This is a genomic window from Paenibacillus guangzhouensis (assembly GCF_009363075.1).
Taxonomy (GTDB): Bacteria; Bacillota; Bacilli; order Paenibacillales; family Paenibacillaceae; genus Paenibacillus_K; species Paenibacillus_K guangzhouensis.
In genome coordinates this window covers 3,145,995-3,171,252 of the sequence record NZ_CP045293.1, presented here as the reverse complement: position 1 = coordinate 3,171,252, position 25,258 = coordinate 3,145,995, and the positions used below count along the sequence as shown (strand labels likewise).

General features: G+C 48.6%; 22 protein-coding genes. 16 read left to right on the top strand and 6 right to left on the bottom strand.

The window, feature by feature from the left end:
* Positions 1-180: 180 nt before the first annotated feature.
* From GCU39_RS14305 to GCU39_RS14295, 4 genes are all read left to right on the top strand, one after another.
* Positions 181-4,728 (top strand): AAA family ATPase, encoded by a 4,548-nt coding sequence (locus GCU39_RS14305; RefSeq protein ID WP_227793574.1) that lies wholly within the window; start codon positions 181-183, stop codon positions 4,726-4,728.
* A complete protein-coding gene (locus tag GCU39_RS31975; RefSeq protein ID WP_227793573.1) occupies positions 4,664-5,335 on the top strand; it encodes a sensor histidine kinase in 672 nt (223 codons plus the stop codon). Before GCU39_RS14305 ends, GCU39_RS31975 begins: the two co-directional genes overlap by 65 nt.
* Positions 5,310-5,957 (top strand): response regulator transcription factor, encoded by a 648-nt coding sequence (locus GCU39_RS14300; protein WP_407671681.1) that lies wholly within the window; start codon positions 5,310-5,312, stop codon positions 5,955-5,957. Before GCU39_RS31975 ends, GCU39_RS14300 begins: the two co-directional genes overlap by 26 nt.
* 310 nt (positions 5,958-6,267) lie before the next feature.
* The gene (locus GCU39_RS14295; protein WP_193726926.1) at positions 6,268-10,491 is read left to right on the top strand and encodes an S-layer homology domain-containing protein; all 4,224 of its coding nucleotides are present in this window, start codon (positions 6,268-6,270) and stop codon (positions 10,489-10,491) included.
* A 50-nt stretch (positions 10,492-10,541) separates the two neighbouring features.
* Here GCU39_RS14295 and phnE (GCU39_RS14290) read toward each other — a convergent pair whose 3' ends face one another.
* The 4 genes from phnE (GCU39_RS14290) to GCU39_RS14275 form a co-directional block, all read right to left on the bottom strand.
* Positions 10,542-11,339: a phosphonate ABC transporter, permease protein PhnE gene (phnE, locus tag GCU39_RS14290; protein WP_152394144.1), complete on the bottom strand. Its 798-nt coding sequence runs from the start codon at positions 11,337-11,339 to the stop codon at positions 10,542-10,544.
* Entirely contained in the window at positions 11,336-12,148 is an 813-nt protein-coding gene (gene phnE / locus GCU39_RS14285; protein WP_152394143.1) for a phosphonate ABC transporter, permease protein PhnE, read from the bottom strand. Before phnE (GCU39_RS14285) ends, phnE (GCU39_RS14290) begins: the two co-directional genes overlap by 4 nt.
* Complete coding sequence (gene phnC, locus GCU39_RS14280; protein WP_152394142.1) at positions 12,145-12,915, bottom strand: phosphonate ABC transporter ATP-binding protein; 771 nt, start codon at positions 12,913-12,915, stop codon at positions 12,145-12,147. Before phnC ends, phnE (GCU39_RS14285) begins: the two co-directional genes overlap by 4 nt.
* Before the next feature lie 86 nt (positions 12,916-13,001).
* Positions 13,002-13,967 carry a phosphate/phosphite/phosphonate ABC transporter substrate-binding protein gene (locus tag GCU39_RS14275; RefSeq protein WP_152394141.1) on the bottom strand — a complete coding sequence of 322 codons (966 nt, stop codon included), beginning with the start codon at positions 13,965-13,967 and terminating at the stop codon, positions 13,002-13,004.
* Positions 13,968-14,228: 261 nt separating this feature from the next.
* On the opposite strand from GCU39_RS14275, the gene GCU39_RS14270 reads away from it, so the two are divergent.
* Entirely contained in the window at positions 14,229-16,151 is a 1,923-nt protein-coding gene (locus tag GCU39_RS14270) for a bifunctional 2',3'-cyclic-nucleotide 2'-phosphodiesterase/3'-nucleotidase (RefSeq protein ID WP_152394140.1), read from the top strand.
* A 47-nt stretch (positions 16,152-16,198) separates the two neighbouring features.
* Here the strand turns inward: GCU39_RS14270 and GCU39_RS14265 are convergent, their stop codons facing one another.
* Positions 16,199-16,408: a DUF6199 family natural product biosynthesis protein gene (locus GCU39_RS14265; RefSeq protein ID WP_152394139.1), complete on the bottom strand. Its 210-nt coding sequence runs from the start codon at positions 16,406-16,408 to the stop codon at positions 16,199-16,201.
* 161 nt (positions 16,409-16,569) lie between these two features.
* On the opposite strand from GCU39_RS14265, the gene GCU39_RS14260 reads away from it, so the two are divergent.
* From GCU39_RS14260 to GCU39_RS14210, 11 genes are all read left to right on the top strand, one after another.
* Entirely contained in the window at positions 16,570-17,043 is a 474-nt protein-coding gene (locus tag GCU39_RS14260) for a GNAT family N-acetyltransferase (RefSeq protein WP_152394138.1), read from the top strand.
* A gap of 34 nt (positions 17,044-17,077) precedes the next feature.
* Positions 17,078-17,473 carry a zinc ribbon domain-containing protein gene (locus GCU39_RS14255; protein ID WP_152394137.1) on the top strand — a complete coding sequence of 132 codons (396 nt, stop codon included), beginning with the start codon at positions 17,078-17,080 and terminating at the stop codon, positions 17,471-17,473.
* A gap of 74 nt (positions 17,474-17,547) precedes the next feature.
* Positions 17,548-18,105 (top strand): hypothetical protein, encoded by a 558-nt coding sequence (locus GCU39_RS14250; RefSeq protein WP_152394136.1) that lies wholly within the window; start codon positions 17,548-17,550, stop codon positions 18,103-18,105.
* A gap of 23 nt (positions 18,106-18,128) precedes the next feature.
* A complete protein-coding gene (locus tag GCU39_RS14245) occupies positions 18,129-18,716 on the top strand; it encodes an HAD family hydrolase (protein WP_152394135.1) in 588 nt (195 codons plus the stop codon).
* A gap of 28 nt (positions 18,717-18,744) precedes the next feature.
* Positions 18,745-19,329, top strand: a complete 585-nt coding sequence (locus GCU39_RS14240) for a DJ-1/PfpI family protein (RefSeq protein WP_152394134.1) — start codon at positions 18,745-18,747, stop codon at positions 19,327-19,329.
* Between the two features lie 23 nt (positions 19,330-19,352).
* Positions 19,353-20,015, top strand: a complete 663-nt coding sequence (locus GCU39_RS14235) for a GNAT family N-acetyltransferase (protein WP_193726925.1) — start codon at positions 19,353-19,355, stop codon at positions 20,013-20,015.
* A 108-nt stretch (positions 20,016-20,123) separates the two neighbouring features.
* On the top strand, positions 20,124-21,002 hold the full coding sequence (locus GCU39_RS14230; RefSeq protein WP_152394132.1) for a radical SAM/SPASM domain-containing protein: 879 nt from the start codon (positions 20,124-20,126) through the stop codon (positions 21,000-21,002).
* A gap of 33 nt (positions 21,003-21,035) precedes the next feature.
* Positions 21,036-21,755, top strand: coding sequence for a DNA alkylation repair protein (locus GCU39_RS14225; protein ID WP_152394131.1), 720 nt, complete (start codon positions 21,036-21,038; stop codon positions 21,753-21,755).
* Positions 21,756-21,925: 170 nt separating this feature from the next.
* Positions 21,926-22,525, top strand: coding sequence for a class I SAM-dependent methyltransferase (locus GCU39_RS14220; RefSeq protein WP_152394130.1), 600 nt, complete (start codon positions 21,926-21,928; stop codon positions 22,523-22,525).
* Between the two features lie 55 nt (positions 22,526-22,580).
* On the top strand, positions 22,581-23,267 hold the full coding sequence (locus GCU39_RS14215; RefSeq protein ID WP_152394129.1) for a response regulator transcription factor: 687 nt from the start codon (positions 22,581-22,583) through the stop codon (positions 23,265-23,267).
* Positions 23,257-24,357, top strand: coding sequence for a sensor histidine kinase (locus tag GCU39_RS14210; protein ID WP_152394128.1), 1,101 nt, complete (start codon positions 23,257-23,259; stop codon positions 24,355-24,357). The genes GCU39_RS14215 and GCU39_RS14210 overlap by 11 nt, the downstream gene beginning before the upstream one ends.
* Here GCU39_RS14210 and GCU39_RS14205 read toward each other — a convergent pair.
* Entirely contained in the window at positions 24,302-25,165 is an 864-nt protein-coding gene (locus GCU39_RS14205) for a helix-turn-helix transcriptional regulator (protein WP_152394127.1), read from the bottom strand. The genes GCU39_RS14210 and GCU39_RS14205 overlap by 56 nt on opposite strands.
* Positions 25,166-25,258 lie beyond the last annotated feature (93 nt).

Sequence of the window (25,258 nt, the reverse complement as noted above, 5' to 3'; positions counted from 1 at the left end):
TCAGCGATTCAATTTCTGCTCCATGGTTGTCATATGACAAATTGATGACACGAGTCACTACTGGTTCTTCCCCATTTATCTCTACAATGATTCTGTTCTTAGCATGAATATCATTTAGTCATAGCATCCACATTCTTCCTTTGAATGGTATAATAAGGAGATGACGAGGTTGATCGGTATATGGAAAATGGAACCATAAAAGATAACGGGGGCGCTGTAATGCTGCAATTCACAGGATATCGATTCTTGGAGTCGATCGGAAGCAATGAAGAGATGATGTTGTGCCGAATGATCAAGATCGATGACAACAGAATTGTAATTGCCAAAACAACGCGGGATATGTACCCAGGTACTTCCATGATCACCGCTTTCCAAGAGGAGTATGCACTGCTCTGTCATTTCGGAGGGAAGGGATTCATAGAGCCCATCGTATTGGTTATGGATGGTGAGCGTCCGGTTCTTATTATAGAGGATCATGGCGGATATACGATGACACACCTAATGCAATCGCTCGGCAACAATCTGAAACTCAGGGACCGGATCGCCATAGCACTAGGAGCAGTAGATTGCTTACACCAGCTTCACCAATTGCAGATCATGCATCGGGAACTGACGCCACTTCATTTTATTGTGAATCCAGAGACGTACGAAGTTGTCATCGCTGATGTCCGAATGAGCGCAAGCCGATCTGTTGGAAACAGTCCCTTGCGTATGGAGACAAGACCTGATTCTCTGCTCCCCTATACTTCGCCAGAGCTGACGGGCAGGACAGGATTGACCGCTGATTATCGATCTGATTTTTATTCACTCGGCATCGTGCTCTATGAGTGGTTTACAGGAACGCTGCCCTTTGTGCCTAAGGATGCAGCGGATATCGTCTATCATCATTTGGCCAGTAAGCCGGAACCGATGAAAACAAGAAATTTGTCCATTCCCTATATGTTATCCGCTCTAGTCGACAAATGTATCGCCAAAATGCCGGAAGAACGATACACCAGTGCTTACGGTTTGCGAAGCGACTTGGAACAATGCTACCGAAGTTATTGCGAGTCTGGTCTGATTGATCCTTTCGTGCTTGGAAATGAGGACTTGCCGGATCGCCGGCTAACGGATCAGGGATTCTATGGGCGAAAGCCTGAACAAGCCCGGCTCTTACAGGCGCTGAAGCGAGCAGCAGCGGGGACAACGGAGGTGGTATGGGTTAGCGGAAGCGCAGGAATTGGCAAGACGTCTTTCGTCAAAGAGACCTTCCGGGAACCTGGATTGATTCGAGGTTATTTTGGCGTTACCACATACGAACCGCACCATTCCGCGCTGCCATATGAAGGGTGGATACAGATGATCAATCATCTGATTGATCAGGTGCTTCTGGAAGATGATCTGCAGACCGATGTATGGAAGATGCGCATTGCCCGTACCTTGGCGGGTTATGGGCAATTATTAACCGAGCTTGTCCCTCGCTTGGAATTGTTGATCGGGAAGCAGCCGTCAGTTGCATCGCTTCCTGCTGCCCAGGCGCAGCAGCGATTTCAATTGGTTCTGATTCGATTTATCCAGTTATTTCTACATCAGGAGCATCCACTGATCTTGTTCCTGGACAACATGCAATGGGGTGATGAAGAGACGCTGCAATGTCTCCGGTTGCTAATGGAAGATCCAGAGACTAGTCATTTGCTTGTTATCGGGACGTTCCGAGATGATACAGCGCAAGAGAACACGAGATCTCCGCTAGAATCACTGAATGAACAACTGCGATCTCGTGAGAGGCAAGCCGAACACATTCGATTATCCTCCCTCAGCTTAAGTGATTTACAGCAGTTGCTCAGCGAGGCAATGCAAGTCGAACTTGAAGAGACAGTGACTTTAGCTAGAACGCTGTGGCATAAGACGTTAGGCAATCCATCTTTTGTCAGGCAAATTTTGCGCGATTTAGAGGATGAAGGCTATATTTATTGGGACGATTCCGTTCGGAAGTGGCAGTGGGATCTAGAGAACATCAACGAAATGAATATTGCGGATAATGTGGCTGCATATATTTCGGACAAACTTCTGCATCTACCTGCCGAGACCATGTTCCTAATCGGAAGAGCCGCGATCATAGGACGTAAATTCGATATGAACATGCTGGCTGCCATTACGCATCGAACCCTTTTACAATGTTTAAAGGCGCTGCAAATCGCTATGCAAGAGCAGCTGCTGCAGGGGATTGGTGAGGATGGGCTTATTTATATGTTCCAACACGACCGGATTCAACAGGCGGCTTACTCGCTTGTGTCTATCGCCGATCAGGCATCTGTTCATCTGCAGATTGGCCTGATATTGGCTGAACGTGTACAAGCAGGACAGGAGGAAGTGTTGTTCGAAGCAGCGAATCACTTTCATTTGACGTCAAAGCACAACATGGATGCATCCTATCGTCTTCTGGGTGCACAGATCAGCTTACAGGCAGGGCTAACGGCTAAGCGGTCGACAGCGTTCGAGACAGCCCTTGGTTATTTGCGGGATGCAACCGATTTACTAGGGGAAGAGAGTTGGGAATCACATTATGCTGTAACGCTTCAAGCATATCAAGAACGGGCAGAAGTAGAGTTCCTATGCGCGAACTTCGATACGGCAAATGATCTGTTCCATCTTCTGATCCACAGAGCAGTAACGGATCTAGAGAAGGCTCGTGTCTATAAGATGAAGATTCAGATCGAAGCCAACCGCGACAACTATGAGGAAGTGATGATGTTAAGTCGTACCGCGCTGAAATTGCTAGGATTGAATCATCACTTCTACCCGAGTACAACGGAATTAGTAACGCAATGGTTCCAAGTGAAGCGTAAATTACGCAAGCATTCACGACATTCTCTAGAGCGAGTAAAGAGTATGACGGATGATAGGCTTCAGTTGGCGATGTCAATCCTCGTACATACCACGAATGCACTGTTCATCACCAATAAGAAGGGCTGGCTTTCATGTACCCTTACCATGATTCAAATGACGCTGGATAAGGGGATGTCTCCAGAAGCATCGATTGGATTTGTTGGATATGCATTATCCACTTATTACTTGTTCCATCAGACAGAAGAGGCTGCGAAGTGGGGGTTGATCGCTTGCGAATTCGCGAAGCCGCATCCTGTCTTGTATGTAAAGGTATTAACCGTATTTTCGCTGTGCTTCGATAGTTGGCGTCAATATGCTCCGTCACTGCTCGATACGTTCTCGAAGCAAGCAGGTTATGTCGGGCTTGAATCCGGAGATTTATGGCACAGCAATCAGAGTGTATTGATTAATTGCAGCGTCATGCTGCATTACGGATATCCGCTCGGCGACATTTATGAGCGATTAATCGCGCATGGGCGTAGTCTTCAGCGCAATAACAACAATTTACATTGGAAGCAGGCAGCGGTCTTCGCTGCGCTCCTTGTACGATTAACGGGTTATCGCTCACCGGATGACCCTTACGCAGAGACGGACGTTTGGCATGAGGACTTCGCTGAATCCGTCCATGGAGATCCAACGTGTATGGTGCAGGAGCTGGTCTACGTCCTGCAATATTTGCCAGGGTATATCTTCGGCCATTACGGGGAAGCGAAGGAAGCGCTGACGAAGGCGGCTGCGCTTATTGCATCACGGCCCGCATTTGAAGGCGATAACATGGTTCATTATTTATATGAATCGATCGTATGGACGCAGCTATATGAGGATGCAAGTCCGAAGGAACAACGTGCATATATGTCGAAGCTTCGCAAACGAATGTACGTTTATCGGCGATACGCAAAGCGAAGCCCAGAGAACTATGCGCACAAATATCTATGGATTCAAGCGGAAGTTGCGAGAGTGAAACGGCAGAACAAACGAGCTGAGCTGCTGTACGAGCAGGCGATCGATCAAGCCAAACGGCATGGGTTATTTCATGATCTTGCCATGATATCAGAAAGTTATGGTCGATATGGACTTCGACAAGGGAAACAGCAGTTAGCCAAAATGTATATGACCGAAGCATACGAAGCGTATTTGCAATGGGGTGCGCATGCGAAAGTAGCCGATTTAGAAGAGAAGTACCCTCACTTCTTGCAAGTGAAGCGTGAATCAGAGCTCGCACGCATTGACTATATTTCCGTCGTTAGGTCAGCTCAGGTATTATCTGGGGAGATGGAAATGAGCCGCCTGCTTCATACGTTGATGAGAATTATGCTCCATAATGCAGGTGCGGAATCAGGTGCGATCATCGTCGATGATAATGGTCGCTTGGTTGTAGAAGCTCACGGGTCAATTGAAGCCTTGCATTTGTCGTCGATTCCGCTGCAGGAAGCATCGGATATTCTCCCTGTGTCGTTAATCGGATATGTGGCGAGAACGAGGGAGGAGTTAGTCTTACAAGATGTTGCTCATGAAGGGCTGTTCATGCGGATTCCATACATTAGCAACCAGAAGCTAAGATCCGTGCTTTGTCTGCCCATACTGCATCAGAATCAACTGGTCGCTCTTCTCTACATCGAAAATAAGCTCACACCCGGCGTCTTTACAGCGGATCGACTCGACGTGTTGAAGCTTCTCGGAGCGCAGTGCGCCATTTCAATTAAAAACGCGCATCTCTATACAGGCATTCAATATTTGAAGGATAATCTGGAGCAGCAGGTGGAGGAACGAACCCGGAGTCTTGAGCGCGCGATGCGTGAGACAGCGGCCCGCGCTCTCCGAGATGTCCGTCTACGCAGAACGGAACCGGATTGCGCATGACATTCACGATATTGTAGGTCATACCTTAACCTCGACGATTCTACAGATTGAAGCGGGCAAACGATTGCTAGATATCGATCGAGAGGAAGCCTTGAATCGGCTAAGGCAAGCGCAAGACCTTGTGAGGCACGGGCTCCAAGAAATTCGAGGTTCCGTGCATATGTTGAGGGAAGATAAATATTATGATTTCGTTCAAGCGCTGCATCAACTGATCAAGGATACGCAGCAGAATACGGGGGCGATTATTCATACTTCCATCGGCAAACTGCCAGAAGTATCATTGGTGCATAAGAAAACGATCTATCATGCCTTACAGGAAGGACTCACGAACGGTATTCGGCATGGCGAGAGCAGCGAATTTTATTTCACCCTGGAGCTTGCCAGCGGGATGTTGAAGATGAAGTTGAAGGATTGCGGGATAGGCGCAAGTGAGATCCAGTTAGGATTTGGGTTATCGGCGATGCGCGAGCGTGTTGAACAACTTGGCGGCAGCTTCGTTGTGGACGCGGCGCTGGATCAGGGTTGCCTGCTGCGCATCGAATTGCCGTATGCGAATCGGGATACAAGGGGGGATGATACGCATGATTCGAATCATTATCGCAGATGACCAGCTGTTAACGCGAGAGGGTCTGCGGACGATTTTGGATTTGGAAGAGGATTTCGAAGTGATTGGTGTCGCGAAGAATGGACAAGAAGCCTGTGAGCTGACGGAAGCGCTTAGGCCAGATCTGGTGCTGCTCGACATCCGGATGCCTGTCATGGATGGGATCACGGCGCTGAAGCAGCTCAAGCGGTCATGTCCAGAGATACCTGTACTTATTCTGACGACGTTCCTCGAAGATGAATATATCATCGAGGGAATGGCGAATGGCGCGAACGGTTATATGCTCAAGGATATGGACGGGGATAAAATGATTGCGTCAATCCGAGATACCGTGAATGGCCAATTCATTCTTCCGGCTGCCGTCGCAGCCAAACTCACAGCGAAATTATCGCAATTTGCACAGGAGCGGGAGCTTCTAGATCGTTCGGAACTTGGTCGGATTAGTCTGACGGAACGGGAGAAGGAGCTGGCCCAGCTTATGATGAGAGGGATGAATAACCGAGAAATTTCCGAGGCACTATTCATTGCAGAAGGTACGGCTCGCAATTATATCAGTAATCTATATAGCAAACTGGACGTCGTTGATCGTGCGCAAGCGATTGTCCAGCTGCAGCGTCTTCTATAATACGCGCATAAGTTTGTTAACATGTGATTGAGATTTTGTAAATCTCGTTATGCGCAGCGACCAAGGCATATTGCGGTGATGGAATCGCTAGTCATGCAGGAACTCCGAACGACAGGGGTTCCTCTTTTTTATGTAATTTCATGAAAATAATCATGATAATTTACAGAACGTCCATGTTGTCCGAACAGTCGGCTAACATACCCTTGTTACGATGGGATTATCTGTTAACGACAGATAATACATGTAAGGGAGATTACACATGAATATCTTGTTCAAAAAGGTAGTTTCAATGCTACTTTCCCTGACCCTGATGCTAGGCATCATCGTTGGTGGGGGACCAGCGTATGGAGCGGAATCCGAGGAAGGCGCATCACTGACGGCACTTGCCGCATCGAATACGCCGATGATCTTATTGCCAGGCAATTCGACATGGAAATATTATGACCAAGGCGGCGATCAAGGATCGGTCTGGCAGGATGTCTATGATGATTCCACATGGGCATCAGGGTCTGCGCCGCTAGGGTATAAAGATGATGGATCAGACGTAAAAACGACTGAATTCGGCGGGTTAAAGACTGTTATTAACTATGGTTCGAGCAAGTCGAGTAAGTACATTACCTCTTATTTCCGTACAACCTTCGATGCTTCGAATATCGAGAGCTTCGGTAAGATTGAAGGACTGTTCGGATACGATGACGGCGTAGTTCTTTATTTGAACGGCGCAGAAATCTATCGTGAAGGTGTCAAGATTGGTCATGACTATTTAACGACTAGCCCAAATAATAAAAGCGATCCGAATATCGCAACCGTGGATCTTACATCAGCTGTAAAGGGAAAACTTCGCAACGGCATAAATATTCTTGCTGCTGAAATTCATCAGAACAGAGGCAGCAGCTCTGATCTGTATTGGGATATGTCGTTAGTGGCTTACCCGCCGGTAGACCCGAATACGCCGCTGCCAGGCGTGCAAGGCAAGCCGGAATCGATCGCGATGACGTTCAACGGCAATCCGCAGACCAGCCGTGCTTTTGCTTGGTATACGAATCCTGCGGTGACCGCAACGAAATTGGAAGTCGTCGAAGCCTCGAAAGTAAATGGGAATGTGTTCCCGTCGGTTGACGTTCGCACATATGAGGGAGCTTCGGTAACGGCCAGTGTGTACATATCCAAAGCAGATAAAACAAGCAACAAACCGACGCTTTTCGCAAGTCATAAAGTCATTGCCGATGGTTTGCAGCCTGGAACGAAATATGCCTACCGTGCAGGAGACGGACAGGCCGACAATTGGAGTGAGATCGGAACGTTTACGACAGAAGCGGTCGATAACCGCAATTATACGTTCCTCTACACAACAGATTCGCAAGGAACATCCAAAGGGGATTTCGATATTTGGAACCACACGCTGGAAGAAGGTGTGCGTGCGTTCCCGAACAGCCAGTTCATTTTGAATTCTGGGGATTTGGTTGATAATGGGGATTTAGAAGAGCAGTGGTCTTGGTTCTTCAATCAAGCGAAAAATGTCCTCATGAACTACACTTTGGTCCCTGTGGTGGGGAACCATGAGAGCAAAAACTATAGCAATTTCACAACGCATTTCAATTTGCCGGAGCGGTCCAATACAGGTGCAGCGCCTGCCGGTTCGGTATACAGCGTGGATTACGGCCCAGCGCATTTCATGGTGCTGAATACGGAATATATCGCTAGCAACGCATCCTACAAAGATGTCTATGAGAAGCAAGTTCAATGGCTGCGCAGCGAAGTGGCGAAGACGGATAAGAAGTGGAAGGTTGTCTTCCTGCATAAATCGCCTTATTCCGTCGCGAACCATAATTCAGACAGCGACGTGAAATATATTCGCGAGAACTTGACCAAAGTATTCGACGAGCTTGGCATTGATATGGTACTGGGTGGACATGACCACACGTACACAAGAAGCTATCAGATGTATGCCAATAAGCCGCTAACGGATATGAAACCAGATGCGCAAGGGAAAGTAGTGGATCCGAGAGGCACACTGTATCTCTTGACGAATGCGGCGGGAGACAAAGTCTATCAACCGAAGGGAGTCTTCGAATACGCAGCGAAATACGGTCAACCGAACAAGCAAATGTTCACTGGTGTGAATGTGAACGATCAAACGTTATCTTTCGAAGCTTATACAACGACGGTAGGCGGATCGACGGATCTCTATGACACGTACACGATCCAGAAATCGGATGAAATTTCGAATCCGGTGAAAAATGCGAAGTTAACAGCCACGGAAGACGGCAGCATGGTACTGACATGGGATGCGCCGCAAGGCTCGAATGTTACGAGCTACCGGATTTATGAGAAGAACGATCAAATCTCTTCGAATTGGAACGTGGTTGTACCACATGAAGCGGAGAAAACAAGTTATACGTATACGGTAAATGGTCTTGATGCGAAGAAGACGTATCAGTTCGTCATTCGTGCCGTGAGCGGCAGAACGAACTCGGCTCCGGTGATCGTCACGAATCTTCAAGTCCCTGTAAGTAAAGTAACCGTCACGTTCAAAGGCGATCCGACGACAGCGAAAGGCTTCACATGGTATACGCCGCTCGCCTCGGAAGGCAATGATCTGCAAGTCATTGAAGCGGCATCGGTCAAAGGTGGAGCACCAGATTTCGCGCTAGCAGCGGAATTCAAGGGACGTTCGTACGTTTCGACGAATTCGGGTACAGAACGCGTTCATAAAGCGGAAGCGACGGGTCTGAAGGCCAATACGTCCTACTACTTCCGCGTAGGTGATGCGGCATTGAACAGTTGGAGTGAAGTAGGTACGTTCCAAACGGCTCCTGTGAATGGTGCATTTACGTTCATCGATCTTGCGGATACGCAAGCGAAGACGGAAGATGAGGCGATTCTATCCGCCGAGACGCTTGCGAAATCGATGGCGACCGTTCCGGATGTAAAATTCGTGCTCCATAACGGCGATATCGTGGATACAGGAACGAAGGAAGAGCAGTGGAATTGGTTATTAGGACATTCCCAGTCCAGCTTGAACAATATCACGATCGTACCGGCAGCAGGGAACCACGAAGACAAGAACTATGCTTTCATCGATCACTTCAACCTGCAAGAGGCGCCAGGGTCCGATACAAAGACAGGCGCATATTATTCCTATGATTACAGCAACGCGCACTTCATCATATTGAACACGAATGAAAATTCGGACGCTTATGCGAATTTCTCGGCCGCGCAAATCGATTGGCTGAAGCAAGATGTCTCAGCTGCAAAGAAGGCAGGCAAGAAGTGGATCATCGTGAATATCCACAAAGGACCTTATACGACGTCCAATCATGCGACGGACAAGGACATTATGGGTGCAAACGGCGTAAGAACAAAAGTGGCTCCATTAATGGCTGAGCTTGGCATCGATTTCGTGGTGCAAGGCCATGACCACATCTATGCGCGCACGAAGCCAATCAAGAAGGATGGCACGGCAGCAGCAACAGAGAAAATTACAGAGACCGTAAACGGCAAGAAACTGGAATATACAGTTCGCCCGGATGGAACGATCTATATGATTCCGGCAACCGCAGGTCCGAAAGTGTATTACAAGAATAAGAAGCCAGAGCTCGGCGATACATTCTATAACCTCTTCGAATTAGCAGAAGAGAATCATGCGGCGAAATACGGTCCGGATCCAAGTGATAATACCCGTCCGATGCGCAGCCAGGTTCAGAACTTCGTGAAAGTAACGATTGACGGCGATAAACTCACAGCCATCACGTACGAAATCGATCAGAATATCAATGATGCGAAGCCGTTCATCGTTGACCAATTTGGCATCAATAAGTCGGCAAAACCGGAGACACCTGGACCGAAGCCAGAAAATCCAGGACCGAATCCGACGTCACCGAAACCTAACACGCCAAGCGAGACAAAGCCACCCGTAACGGAGACAAAGCCGGATACGAGCAATGGCGGCAAAGGTCAGACCGGCAATGGTCACACAGGCACGACGCCATCGGCATCGATGAGCGATACCATCGGTCACTGGGCTGAAGCTACGATTCAGAAGGCGCTGGAAGCAGGGTTCGTGACAGGCTATGAAGATAGCACCTTCCGTCCGAACCAATCGGTCAATCGCGCGGAGTTTATTACGCTGCTCGCGCGTGCACTGCAATTATCCAGCTCGAACTACCCATTGAACTTCAAGGATGTGAAGCAGATTCCGGCTTGGTCCCAATCTTTCGTAGCGTCTGCGCTGGAAGCGGGCATCGTGAAGGGGTATGCAGATCAATCCTTCCGTCCAAATCAGCATATTACCCGTGCGGAGATGGCCGCGATGATCGTTCGCGCATCAGGATTGCAGGTGAATCCGAATGCGAAGCTAACCTTCGCGGATGCGAAAGACGTGCCGACTTGGGCCGTGTCTGCGATCGCGGCGGTTGCTGAAGCAGGATTGGTGAAGGGTACGGGTGACAACAAGTTCGCTCCGAACCAAACGGCGACAAGAGCCGAAGCGGTAACCTTGATCATTGCACTGCTACAGCATCAGGCGAAATAGAACATGCAGAAGGGAGATCTCTTAAGAGATCTCCCTTTATAGCATTCAGATTATATAATGCGTTTGCGCAGCCACCCCGAGATGAGGTCGGTCAGAATAATCAAGAGGATGATGCCTAGCAGAATGATGCCGACCCGGTTCCAGTTGCGAACTTGAAGCGCGAAAATAAGCGGCGTTCCGATCCCGCCTGCACCGACCAGCCCCAGCGTCGTTGCAGACCGAATGTTGATCTCAAAGCGATAGATGGAATACGACAAAAACTGCGGAATCACTTGCGGCAGAACAGCGTAACGGAGCACTTGAAGGCGATTCGCGCCACAAGCGAGCAGAGCTTCTTCAGGTCCTGGATCAATGTTCTCGATCGTCTCGGCATAGAGCTTGGCGAGCATGCCGATCGAATGGATGCCGAGCGCGAGTACGCCGGCGAAAGAGCCGGGACCGACGGCTTTGATGAACAGGATGGCTACGATGATCTCCGGAAAGACGCGAATAATGCTAAGTACGACTTTTCCGCTGCCCGAGACAGCCCATTGCCGACTCATATTGGAGGAAGCCCAGAAGGCGAAGGGGATACAGGTAACGGCTGCAACGACGGTTCCTAGAATAGAGATGACGAGCGTATCCAGCAATCCTCGAAGCAGATCTTCCCCCTCGGGAATATAGACGAACGACCAATCCGGATGCAGGAAACCTGTCAGAATCGATTTCGATACCGTTCCTGCTGTCTGCTGTATGCCATCGAATTGCATGCCTGTAATGGCCCAATAATAGACGACAAGGAGCAGTACGGCAATGCCCCAGAAGCGAATGCGCGAGCTCAGGGGTCTCTGTAGAGCATCAGGTTTCATAGCAATTTCCTCCGAATCATGGCACTGCCGTAATCGATGACGAGTACGATCGCGAGTGTTAATAGAATAATGGTGGACGCGCGGTCATAACGGAATAAGCCAAGTGCACGGTCGAGCAGCAGCCCAATCCCGCCGGCTCCTACTAGCCCAAGCACCGCTGCAGCTCGAATATTGACCTCGAATGTATAGAGGAAATAGGAGACGAAATAGGGCAAGGCCTGCGGCACGACGCCGAACATGATCAATTGCATCCGATTCGCGCCGACGGCGGTCATCGCTTCGAGCGGTCCAGGGTCGATCGCTTCGATCGCTTCGTACGTCAGCTTCGCTATAATGCCGAAGGAGAAGAAGACGAGGGCGAGCATCCCGGCGAAAGGGCCGATGCCGAACATGGCGACGAATACGGCGGCGAAGAGCAGATCCGGAATTGTTCGTACAAAGTTAAGCACCATTCGTACCGGAATCGATACCCAGCGGTTCGGCATGATGTTGTACGCGCACAATAGCGCGACAGGGATCGCGAGCAATCCGCCAAGGGTCGTGCCCATGATCGCGATTTGGATGGTCTCCATCATGGGTCCCCAGACGGTCGGAAGGTAGCTCCAATCCGGCGGGAACATTTCCTGCAAGAGCGATCCCATCTGAGGCAAACCCACAATTAATTGATAGGGGGTTACCTTGGTTTGAATGGAACATACGATAAGAACGACTAGAAAGATGAGCCACGTGGCGATTCTTCGATATCGATCGGTGATCGGGGGCTTGGACAGCGGCTGCTGCGGCGCCGTCTGGGTGAGCGAAGACTTCATGAGACGCCTCCCAGCAGTTCATCCTGCAGGATCGGACGTCCGTAGATCTCGGCGAATACCTCATCTGTCGCTTCCTCCGGCGTACCGTCGAAGACCACTTCGCCAGCACGTAGTCCTATAATACGTGTCGCATATTCCCGCGCCAAGTCAATAAAGTGCAGATTGATGATGGTCGTGATGTTCATCTCTTGATTAATCCGTCGCAAGTCGTCCATCACTTGGCGTGTGGTTAGCGGGTCCAGCGATGCGACAGGCTCGTCCGCAAGGATAATACGAGCTTCCTGCGCCAAGGCGCGAGCGATGGACACCCGTTGCTGTTGACCACCCGATAATTGATCGGCACGGATATAGGCTTTCTCGCGGATATTCACACGTTCAAGTGCGTGCAGCGATAGGTCTACATCTTCTTTTGGGAACATGCCGAACATCGTCTTGAACGTCGAATGATATCCCACACGCCCAGATAACACATTGCGCAGGACGGTGGATCGCTTGACTAGATTGAAGCTCTGGAAGATCATGCCGATGTCGCGGCGAATTCGGCGTAGTTCGCCACCGGACGCCCGTGTGACGGACTTGCCATTCACTTTGATTTCTCCGGCCGTAATGTCGTTTAGCCGGTTGATGGAACGCAGCAGCGTTGACTTCCCCGCGCCGGACAAGCCGACGATGACGACGAGTTCGCCTTCGTGGATGGTTAAATTCACATTGTTAAGTCCTTTTGTCCCGTTCGGATATGTTTTGGATACTTGCTCGAAAGTAATCATATCTGTAACACTCGCTCTCTATTTATAGAATGAAAATAGAAACAACACCGTCATGAGAATTCATGAACGGTGCTGCCCGTGATCGCTTACTTAATTTCTTGGCCCACGGCTTTCGCGTACTCGCGTACAGGTTCGAAGTTCTTGTCGTCGCCTTTAACATAACCGACATGTGTGTAAATGTCTTTGATGATTGTAGCGCCTTCGGTATCATTCGTGATGTCAATAAACGCTTGGCTGATTTTGTCTCTCCAGCTTTGATCCATATCGTTGCGAACGCTGACTGTATCGTTCGGGATTTTGGCCGTGAAATGTAGCACACGCGTCTTCTCGAATACGTCAGGTACATCGCCAGCGACCGTGTTGCGCGCATCTTGGAAGTTAGCGACTGCATCGACTTGTCCATTAAGAAGCGCCATCAACGCTGCATCATGTCCTTTGATCGTCACGCCTTGCACATCCTTGTCCGGATCGACACCAGCTTGCTTCAACTCCGCTGCTGGGAACACATAACCGGCGGAAGAGGTAACGTTCTGCCAACCAATTTTTTTGCCTTTCAAATCTGCGAGTGTTTTAATCGGGGAGTCTTTCATCACGACGATCATTGCTTTGTAGAAATCAACCTTCTCTGTCGTCGGTTGGCCTGTTGCATCATCTACGCCAAAACGCTGTGCTTGGAGCAGCAAATCAACGGCTTTCTTGTTATCATGAGCTAGGACATAGGCGTTCGGCGGCAGGAATCCTACGTCAACCTGCTTGGAAGCCATAGCCTCAACGATGGTATTGTAGTCTGGTGATACGGAGACATGAACTGGGATACCTAGGCGGTCGCCGAGCAATTTCTCCAGCGGCTTTGTTTTCGCTTCGAGTGTATCCGCGTTTTGTGATGGGACGAATTGGACGTTAAGTTCTTTAGGTACATAAGCTGAGCTTGCTGCTGGACTAGCGGAATCGGCGTTCACCGTCGTTTCGCTGCTTGCATTTTTGGATCCGCATGCGGCTAGGCCTGTTGCCAGGATCATCGTCATGCAGATTGTCATTGCTTTTTTGAACATGTTCAAGTTCCCCTCCAAAATTCATATATTCTAGTAATCGATCAGATAGAAGCATCTGACATTAAGGAGCGTAACACGGAATAAAGAGCCAAGGGTTAACTGGGATGGGTATTTGTGTAAAATGAATATGAAAAATGGAGAAGAATGTTATCGGACTGTAAGATGTGAAATTCATGTAAATTACAACCCGTCAAAAACAAGCTATAGTTATGGATAGTAGCATGGAAGGATGAAGTGAGAGAGAGGGGAATGAGGTAGGCGATGGATAATATGCGCAGGGAACCGCTAATTACGTTGCGAATATTGGAGACAACGGATGTACATGCCAATCTGATGGATTATGATTATTACAGAGATGTACAGACTTCAGAGATTGGCCTTGTGCGGACAGCTTCACTAGTTCATGAGGCTAGGGCAGAGGTAGCCAATACGCTGCTGGTGGATAACGGCGATTTGATTCAAGGTACCCCGCTAGGTACGTATTTTGCTAAGTCGAGACCAGCGGATCTTCATGCAATGCACCCCGTCTATGCCGTTATGAACGCGATGAAATATGATGCCGCGACGCTTGGCAACCATGAGTTTAATTATGGACTTGAATATTTGGAACAAGTGATGGAAAACGCTAATTTTCCCTATGTAAATGCGAACGTTTACGTAGGCGAAGGCGAAGCGCGCAAGAATAAATTCCAACCTTATATTTTATTGCACAAACCATGCAAAGATCAGTTCGGCGTGGAGCATGAGCTGACCATCGGCCTACTCGGTCTCGTCACGCCACAGATTATGGAGTGGGACAAAGCAAATTTGGAAGGGAAAGTTACGGTAGACGATATCGTCCAGACGGCGGAGAAATTCGTGCCCCGCATGCGAGCGGAAGGCGCGGATGTCGTCGTCGCATTGGCGCATACCGGCTTTGATGGTGCAGATCGAGGTGCAGTCGGTGCTGAAAATAAGGTGCTGTCCCTGAGTCAAGTGCCAGGCATCGATGCGATTACATTCTCCCATACCCACAAAGTGTTCCCGACGCGAGATCTACAGTCACTAGATCTGTCATTCAAGGACCCGCAAGGAAATCCGCTGCCGGCAATTAATTGGGAAAAAGGGACGATACATGGCGTTGCCGCGGTACAATCTGGGTACGGCGGTGCGGAGCTGGGCGTGATCGATTTGGACTTAGCTCGTGCGGACGGCAGGTGGACGGTCATCGATTCGCGTGCTCATAACCGATCCATCTTTGACCGCAAGGATGGGAAGCCGCTCGTAGATCCCGACGCTGAGCTAGTCGAGCTAATCACCGCTGCACATCAAGCGACTGTTGATTATGCGAATGCGCCAATAGGCATGTCGAGTGGCCCTATTTATAGTTACTTTGCCTTTGTGCAAGACGATCCTTCCATTCAAATCGTGACGAATGCGCAGACATGGTATGCCAAGCGATATATCGCCGCCAATCGTCCACAGGACAAGGATGTGCCGATTCTATCCGTTGGTTCGCCCTTTAAGGCGGGGCGAAATGGTCCTTCGGAATATACCGATATCGATGCCGGCCCGATCGCGATTAAGAGCGCAAGTGATCTGTATTTGTACGACAATCTGCTTAAGGCGGTTAAGGTCACAGGTGCGGTCGTTCGTGAATGGCTGGAAATGTCAGCAGGTGCGTATCATCAGATTGACCCTTCGAACCCTGAGGAGCAGCCGCTGCTCAACCCGTTATTCTCCGTCTATAACTTTGATATCATCGATGGCATCACGTATGAGATTGATGTGACTCAGCCTGCCAAATACCATCCTGACGGAACGATCCGTGACGTATATGCGTGTAGAATTATTAATTTGAAGGTGAATGGCGAACCGATCGGGCTGGAGGATGAATTTATTGTCGTCTCGAATAATTATCGCATCTATGGCGGTGGTAATTTCCCGGGCTTGGCGGAGGCAGAGGTTGTCATAGATTCGGCAGAGGAAAATAAGCAAGTGTTGATGGACTATCTGATGCAGGAACGCCATCTCGATCCGAGGGCGGACCATAACTGGCGAATTGCTCCGATTGACGCACCTGTGAATATCACGTTTCGAAGCGCTCCAGCTGCGGTGAAGTACTTGGAAGACAACACACGTATTCACGATACGGGGAGGATGGATGATCAAGGATTTGGCATCTTTACACTGGATTTGCGCTGATTCATACAGAAGCCCCTAGACGAACGGTCCAGGGGTTTCGTTGTTGTTCAGAATATGCTGAGGATGCCGATGAGGAGGAAAATCGAGCCAGCGAGGATCATGATGAAGCTGAGATACCTCGCGATAGACAGATAGGTATCGCTAGGTTCGTCATCGCGATTGACCATCCAGCGTTCTCTCGGCCGCCAACCGATGGCAGGGTACTTCCAGCGGAGGATGCCGATGATAAGAAAAATGATGCCAATAAAAATGGGCATGATTATAACTCCTCTCGAAATTTATCTACGATCCGCATCAAAATCATGATCCATCTATGTTAAACTAGGAATAAACGATCTTCCAAATCCTAGCATATCACCCGAAAATGGTAGGTGGAAGGGAGAACAGTTTATTGCATGTTATGAAAGGAGTGTGGAGCATGGAGCTAACTTTAAGAACATACGATTCTTCCATTGATCCAATTCCATATGATTTATTATTATCGGCAGATCCATCCAAAGAAATGGTAGACGCGTATTATAGCCGAGGACTTTGTACCTTAGCGTACCTCGGAGATCGCCTTGTCGGGGAATTCGTCTTGCTGCCAACGCGTCCAGCGACCGTAGAGATAGTGAATATCGCTGTCGATGAGCAGAGCCAAGGTCAGGGAATAGGGACAAGGCTGGTGCATCAGGCCATTCATGAGGCTAGTCGACTGGGAGCAAAGACGATCGAGATAGGTACAGGGAACTCGAGTGTGATGCAGTTATATTTGTATCAGAAATGCGGATTCCGGATTGTAGGCGTTGATGTGGATTTCTTCGTTCGCCATTATGATGAACCGATTGAGGAGAACGGCATTCCGTGTCGCGATATGATCCGGCTTGCGATGGATCTTCCGCATCGCATTTGAAGTGAATTGATCGTATGAGAAGGTAGGGAAGCAGATGATCGAATGTCCATGGTGTCATGAAGAAGTCACGATCCATCACGGGAGATGTCCTGCTTGCAAGCGGAAGCTGCATGAAATTTCAGAAGATGATTTTGAAGAGCTTCACGATCCGATGCTGACAGATGATGAAGAAGAATGCGAAGAATTAAGCATCGCAGACATGATCGAAGAACGGTTCACGTGTGTTAAATGTCAGTGTACCGCTTGCAATACGAAGGAAGTCGCGATGACAGGGTCGGGATTAAGTAAAATGTTCGATATTCAGCATCATCACTATCTATTTGTCTCTTGTCTGGAATGCGGATTTGTGGAGATCTATGATCCTGACGTCCTTGCAGGTCATAAGACTGGGAAGTTAGGTACGATCATGGATGTTCTGTTTGGCGGGTAGATTTGAAATGACATCATGTGGTCCAGCTGACTACTCTAGCAAGGAGTCATTCATAGATGAAAAGAGGGTCGCAAATGAACTTTCAACATAAAGTATTTTCGATCTGTTTAGGGATATCTTTTGTCATCTACTTAGCGGGGTATGCTCTGCTATTCATCGTGATCCGCGCGCTAGATATTACGATTTCATGGGGATCTATCGCTGTCGTCATTCTGCCAGGCGTCGTCTGGTTTTTTCTCTTGCGGCATTATTTGGGTTGGATAGAGTCCAGACGACGCTGGGGAAGAAGTGTGTTAAGTGGAAGTGCCTTGCTCGTTATGCTGATAACCTTCGTCCAACTTGCATCCAATCAATATTATGCTCATTTTAACTTAGAGCGGTGGTTGAATGCTCCTGAGAGTCGTGCTCGCATGGTGTCGGATTTATTACATACTCACGAGTTAAGAGGCTTGATGATGCAAGATGTTATTGCGCTGCTGGGAAATCCTACGGTTTCAATGCATTCTGATCAAGCCAATCAACTAACCTATCGCCTTGGTATAGAACAAAGTGCGTTTAGCATCGATAATTCTTGGCTGCGGATCGATCTGGATCAGAATCGTGTCATTGATGTCCGAATCACGACAGGCTAATCCATCGGAAAAGGAGTTGCTCGATGCAGGATAGACCACAATTAATCTTCGATGTCGCAGGTGTACTTATTTCGAATTTTTCTCCAACGTTCTGGGAGGAGATGGTGACCTTCGCGACGGATCGTTCAGCGGCGGAGATGCATGGTCTATTTAAAGAAGAACTACGTCATCGATTATGGACGGGAGCTCTTCCAGCAACCGCATTCTTTGGATGGATGGCGTCCCATCTACCGGCTACAACCACTCAAGAGGTGGAACGTATCTTGTATGACCACCTCACGCCGTTACCTGCGATCGAACGTATTCCGGCATGGAGTCGATCGGCTGATCTTCACCTCCTCACGAATCATCGCGGTGAATGGATTACTCCGTTACTTGCCCCTGTTCGACACTACATCACAAACATGACCGTCTCAAGCGAAGTGGGCTACTGTAAGCCAGATCAACGAATGTATCAACTTGCCCATGAGAAACTGCATCCGATCGGACCTAGCCTCTATGTAGATGACCAGCAGAAAAATTTGGTTCCTGCATCCGCTTTAGGTTGGCATACCTTGCTTGCTGATCAGGCAGGTCATTGGGTGGAAACCGTGGATAAAATGTTAAATTGAATGATAGAGGGAGAGGTGCAGGTGCATTATGAAAATCGCATTTGTGTTATTTGATGGCGTAACTTTTCTTGATTTTGTTGGATTCTATGACGTGATCTACAATTTGAATCAATTCGAAGCCTCGAAGGGGATATCGTGGGACATCTGCGGATTAACTGAAGAGATTACGGACGAGCTCGGTATGACGGTGAAAGTTCAGCGCGTAAGACCCCCGTTGGCAGACTACGACATGGTATTCGTGCCTGGCGGGATGGGGACGCGGAAGCTTCGCTACGATGAGACATTTGTAAATTGGCTGCGTGAAGCACAGGATGTGAAGTATAAAGTTTCGGTGTGCACAGGTTCATTACTCTGGGGAGCGGCAGGTGTGCTGCATGGAAAAAAAGCAACAACCCACCCTAGGGCGTATGATCTACTATCGGAATATTGCGAAGTCGTTCAGGAGCGCATTGTTCGAGATGGCAATGTCATAACAGCCGGCGGGGTTGCGACCTCCATTGACCTTGGTCTGTATATGATCGAATTGTTCGCAGGAACGAATGCCATGCACGAAGTGAAGCAGCAGATAGATTATCCTTATACGCCGCCGAAGGTGGTAGAGATTTTGCGATGAGGACGCTCTCGGATATAGAGCTAATGAAGATCCAGACCAGAACGCTCTATCGATTGAATACGGAAGGGCGATTGACAGGGATCAATGAGGGGGATGATTCCGGTGCGCCGTTGCTGTTCATTGGGAAGACACGGGACAGTATTCAAGCTTATTTTCATGAGTTGGCACCGGAGTCTCTCGTCGAAGAGTTACAAGATTCCATCCATGATCCTGTATCGATCTCACTGCTATGCCGTACCATCGAACAGTACCGACCGATTCAGCGCATCTGGATGGGGCCAGCATATGTTTATTCGGGGAATCTTCTACAAGAAATAGAAGAGCTCGAACACGTCGTGCACATAACTGGAAACAACCTCTATTTGCTAGATATGCATTTTGCAGATTTACAGGATGGCGTCGAAACCAAGAGTCCGATCATAGGGTACGTGGTCAATGGTCAAGCCGTCTCGGTCTGTTGCAGCGCGAGAACTTCGGATACTGCGTCGGAGGCAAGTTTGTATACGGCTGAAGCTTATCGTGGACAAGGGCTCGCAGCTCTCGTCGTACGCCGGTGGTGCCATCAGATTCATGCCGAAGGCCGAATAGCACTTTATAGTACATCATGGGATAATATCAGCTCACAGCGTATTGCGCAGAAGTGTAACTTTACTCCATACGGGGCGGATTTCAGTATCTATATATAAGGGGTACTTTTCTGCCGATATTTTCACTATTGATCTTATGAATTCATTTGTGTCATGATTGGAAGGATGGATATCGATAAGTCAACATTGGAAACGGAGAATCGGCACGTGAAGAAGTTTAAGAAATTTTATATAGAGATTACAAGTATATGCAATCTAGCATGCACCTTCTGCCCGCAAACAGGTCGTAAGGCGAACTTCATCAAGGTGGATGCGTTCACGAATATTCTGGATCAGATTAAGCCTCACGCGGAATATATTTATTTTCATGTCAAAGGTGAACCTCTCCTTCATCCGAAGGTCGATGAACTGCTCGACATTAGCGCGGAGAAAGGGTTTAAAGTCAACATTACATCGAATGGAACGCTGCTCCATAAGAACAAGGAGAAGCTGTTGGGCAAGCCGGCGCTGCGTCAGATGAATTTCTCGCTGCATAGCTTCGATGGGCACGAAGGTTCAACGGATAAAGAAGGCTATGTGAAGATGGTGCTCGATTTCGTTAAAGAGGCGTTGGAGAAGACGAACATTATTTTCTCGCTGCGATTATGGAACCTCGATGAAGATAACCAGACGAATCTGGAGCGCAGCCGGAACCGTGAGATCCTGTCGATCATTGAACGAGAATTTAATCTGGATTATCGGATTGAAGAGCAGTTCAAGCGCGGCAGTGGGTTGAAAATCGCAGACCGTGTCTATATTAATATGGATCATGAATTCCAATGGCCAAGCCTCGGGGCGCCTGAAATCGAAGGGCCGGGCTTCTGTCACGGGCTTCGTAATCAAGCCGGGATTCTCGTCGATGGAACGGTCATTCCATGCTGTTTGGATGGCGAAGGGGTCATTAATCTTGGGAATGTGAACCAGACGAACTTCTCCGAGATTATTGAGAGTGATCGAGCGAATCGTATGGTCGATGGATTCTCGCGCCGCGAAGTCGTCGAAGAATTGTGCCGGAAATGCGGATATCGGCAGCGGTTCGGCACATAAGCGCGTTGGAATTACGAATGGATAGGAGTTGTGATGCAGATGGCCTTCACTTTAGAAGAAGTCATGGATAAGCTGGAAGCCATGGGCACGGAGCAGACGAAGAAGACGTTCATCCGTCATGGTGCGCAGGAACCGCTGTTTGGTGTTCGTATTGGCGATATGAAGAAGCTTGTCAAGGACGTGAAGAAGGATCAGGCATTGGCCAAAGCCCTCTACGATACGGGGAATACGGATGCGATGTATTTGGCAGGGTTGACAGTGAACCCAAAGACTGTGACGAAGGACATGCTAGAGCAGTGGGTGAACGGCGCGTATTGGTATTCTCTTGCGGAATATACGGTTGCCAATATCGCTGCAGAGAGTCCCTATGCGCTTGAGCTTGCATGGGAATGGATGAAATCTCCTTCAGAGATGATTGCAACGTGCGGTTGGAGTACGTATGCGAATTATGTGATGATTACGCCTGATGATCAGCTCGACATAGGGGAGATTCGCCAGCTGCTCCAGCACATTGGGGAGACGATTCATACGGAGCGGAATCGCGTACGGTATACGATGAACAGCTTCGTTATTTCAGTAGGTGCATCTGTAAGAGAGCTTCATGAGGAAGCAATGCGCGTTGCGGAGATCATCGGTCCTGTTCGTGTGGATATGGGCGAGACGGCTTGTAAGGTTCCACTCGCTACGGAATATATGAACAAAATCGCCGAACGTGGAAATCTCGGAATGAAGAAGAAAACGTGTATCTGTTAGAACAGGAATGGAATAGGGAAGTCTGCTAGAAAGTCGCTGCTCGGGATGTTGTACGGGAGCGGCTTTTTCTTCGTGAAGAGACGTCTTCACTATTTCTTTAGATTTTGCTCCCTCAGAACTTCAGATTTGTTCGCTACACTTGGTCTTACGTAGAAAGGAAGTGATTAGCGATGAATTGGGCTGAAGATAAGTGGTTATTTTTGCAAAAGTTTATGGTGAACCCAAAGGAGATTGGGAGTATTACGCCAAGCTCTAAATTTCTGGCGCATCGTATGTTGAATGAAGTGGAATGGGAAGCTGTGCATTGCATGGGGGAGTTAGGGTCGGGAACGGGTGCGATTACGGCACATTTAGCTGAGCTCGTGTATCAGAAGAAATGCTCGCTTGATCCAGTGAACGTATTTTTATTCGAGAAAGACAAGGAAATGCGCGATCGACTTCAAGAGGCGTATCCCAAGTTCCATGTCGCTGAGGACGCACTCTGTTTACGAGCAGAAGCTCGTCGCCACAATTTGGGGGCTTATGACTGTATTATTAGCGGATTGCCTTTTTTCAACTTCAGTCCATTGCTTCGACATCAGCTCATGGAAGAAATTTACCAATCGCTCCGACCGGGAGGGCAATTCATCGCCTTTCAGTATTCTTTGCAAATGAAGCGGGAGCTGAGCCGATATTTTGATGTGGAGAAAATTAAGTTCGTGGCATTCAATATTCCGCCTGCTTGTGTCTATGTGTGCCGGAAAAATCGAATCGAGGATGAAGTATGTTGAACATGTATCCGATCGAATGTTCATATATTACGATATTTGTAGGAGGTGAAGCGTCATGCCAACTGTGCTCGTAGTCGATGACGATCCCGAAATTCGGGATGTCATCCATGTTTACCTTCGCAATGAAGGTTATCAGGTGATTGAGGCGGCTGATGGAGTGGCCGCACTGGAACTGCTAAAAAACGAACGGGTCCATCTGATGATTCTTGATGTCATGATGCCCCGTATGGATGGGATTCTTACTTGTATGAAGATTAGGGAGGCCTCTGGCATTCCGATCATTATGTTATCGGCCAAAGACGCGGACATCGATAAAATAACAGGTCTAACCTCAGGCGCGGATGATTATATGATCAAACCGTTCAATCCGCTCGAACTGCTCGCGCGTGTCAAAGCCCAATTTCGACGCCTAACCCTTTCCAATTCGGCGCTGAATAGCGACGAAGTGATTCAAGTACAGGATCTTACGATTGATCGAGTGCAGCATCAAGTCACCGTGAGAGGACAGGAAGTCAGCCTGACGCCGATTGAATTCTCGATTCTGGAATTGTTGGCTACTCACCGTGGTCAGGTATTCAATGTGGACCGAATCTATGCGCTCGTCTGGAAGGAAGTAACTGGATTCTCGGATAATACGGTGATGGTCCATATCCGTAATTTACGCGAGAAGATTGAACTGAACCCCCGCAGCCCGGTATACATTAAGACGGTATGGGGGGTTGGCTACAAAATTGATCAATAAATTATGGGACCGTATTAGCGGTAAGAAGAGCATCCGTGTCGCGATACTTTGGCGGTTCATTCTGAGCATCGTTATTTTGTTCATGTTCTTCTCGATCTATCAATATGCCTCGCAGGTTCTCCCCCTGAAAAGCTTTTTATTTGTACTTGACCCGATCATTTTTTTCGGCGGACTCATGTTGCTCTTCTTCACGATGACACGTCCCATTGTCCACGATGTTCTTCAGATGGCTGAGGGGTTGAAAATGATATCGCAAGGAGACCTGAACTACCGTGTTCCTGTCCTCCGTGAAGATGAGCTAGGCACCGTCGCCCACCGCATTAATGAGATGGCAGAAGCACTGCTCCAACAGCAGAATAAAGAACGTGAGTTGGAAAAATCAAAAATGGATCTCATCACCGGAATTTCTCACGACCTACGGACGCCGCTCACCAGTATCATCGGATATCTAGGCTTGTTGATGAACAAATCGTATCAGAATGAAGAAGAGCATGAACGTTTCGTTCAGAATACGTACAAAAAAGCAACGCAGCTGCAAAATCTGGTTGAGGATCTGTTCGAATATACAAGGCTGACCTCTCATGACGTCAAGGTGAACAAAACCCCTATGGATGTTCGAGAAATGTTGGAGCAGCTGCTTACGGAATTCGAACCGATCGCGGAAGAATATGAAGTGGCCATGCGATGGACGGTCGGCAGTCATCCCGAATATGTCATTGCAGATCCAGAGAAAATCATTCGCGCTATGGATAATCTGCTGCTCAATGCGCTCAAGTTCTCACGTCGACCTGGTGTCATCCAGACAAAGTTCCATGTGGACCCTACCTATGTGTTCATTACCATTGAGAACGACGGAGTACCGCTGACAAGCGAGCAAGAGCAGCATATCTTCGATCGATTCTACAAAGCGGATCAGGCGAGGAGTATGAATGCTATTCAATCCGGATCAGGACTGGGGTTGTCGATCGCGAGAAATATTGCTCTCTTGCATGATGGCGATATTACTTTACAACATAACAACGGGCATTTTGCATTTACGATTCAGCTTCCGCGGGCGAAGCTTTCGGATGCATCAGTTTACGTAGTTTGATCTCGGTATTGGACTCTGGAGCGGGTGTATAGATACTGCACCTTAAGTCCTGTGCGCCTTGAACCTGCAAGGAGGTAAGATGGAATAGCATCTTGCCTGCTTTGGCATGTCGAAATTCGATGACAACATCGGGTGCTGAACTGACCTGACTCTGATTCCAGAGCTGCTCGAATTCAGGATATGCGGCTTGCATGTCTTGAAGAAATTGCTCGTACCAGGGGTCATCAACATATTGACCATAATACGTTCGAAAGATCGAGAGGAAGCCATTGACGAATTCGGACCAATTGCCAGCTAGACTCTTAAATTCCTTGCGTGCGAATAGCAGTTGAATGAGATTGCGCTCTTCTCGCGGAATCAATTGAAAATCAATAAATACATGCGCTGCCGCAACATTCCAGCCTACGATTTGGAACCGGCGGTCTGAGATGATCGTCGGGCAATGCGTTAACTCTTGCAGGATGTGCTGCAACGAAGGAGGGATCTCCGGTTGTTCTGCGGTAAGCGGAATCTGTGGCGTGCCTGAATCGAGCGCAAGCGAGAAAAGATACTTGCGTTCATCGCTCGTGAGTCGCAGTGCGGTCGCGACACAATCCAAGACCGAGGCGGATACTTTGATATCGCGGCCTTGCTCCAGCCAGGTGTACCATGTGGTACTGACACCAGCCAGTTGAGCGACTTCTTCTCTTCGCAGGCCTGGGGTTCTACGTCGTGTGCCGAGCGGCAATCCGAGCGCTTCGGGTTGGACTTTCGCTCGTTGTTTGGTCAAAAAATCAGATAGTGCTTGTCGTCGTGCATGGTGGTTCATCCTGAACTCCGCCCTTCATATCATATTCTTGAGCATAGTACCTGGTACTTATTATACTAGGATAAACTACAACTTGTAATATGATAACTCCTG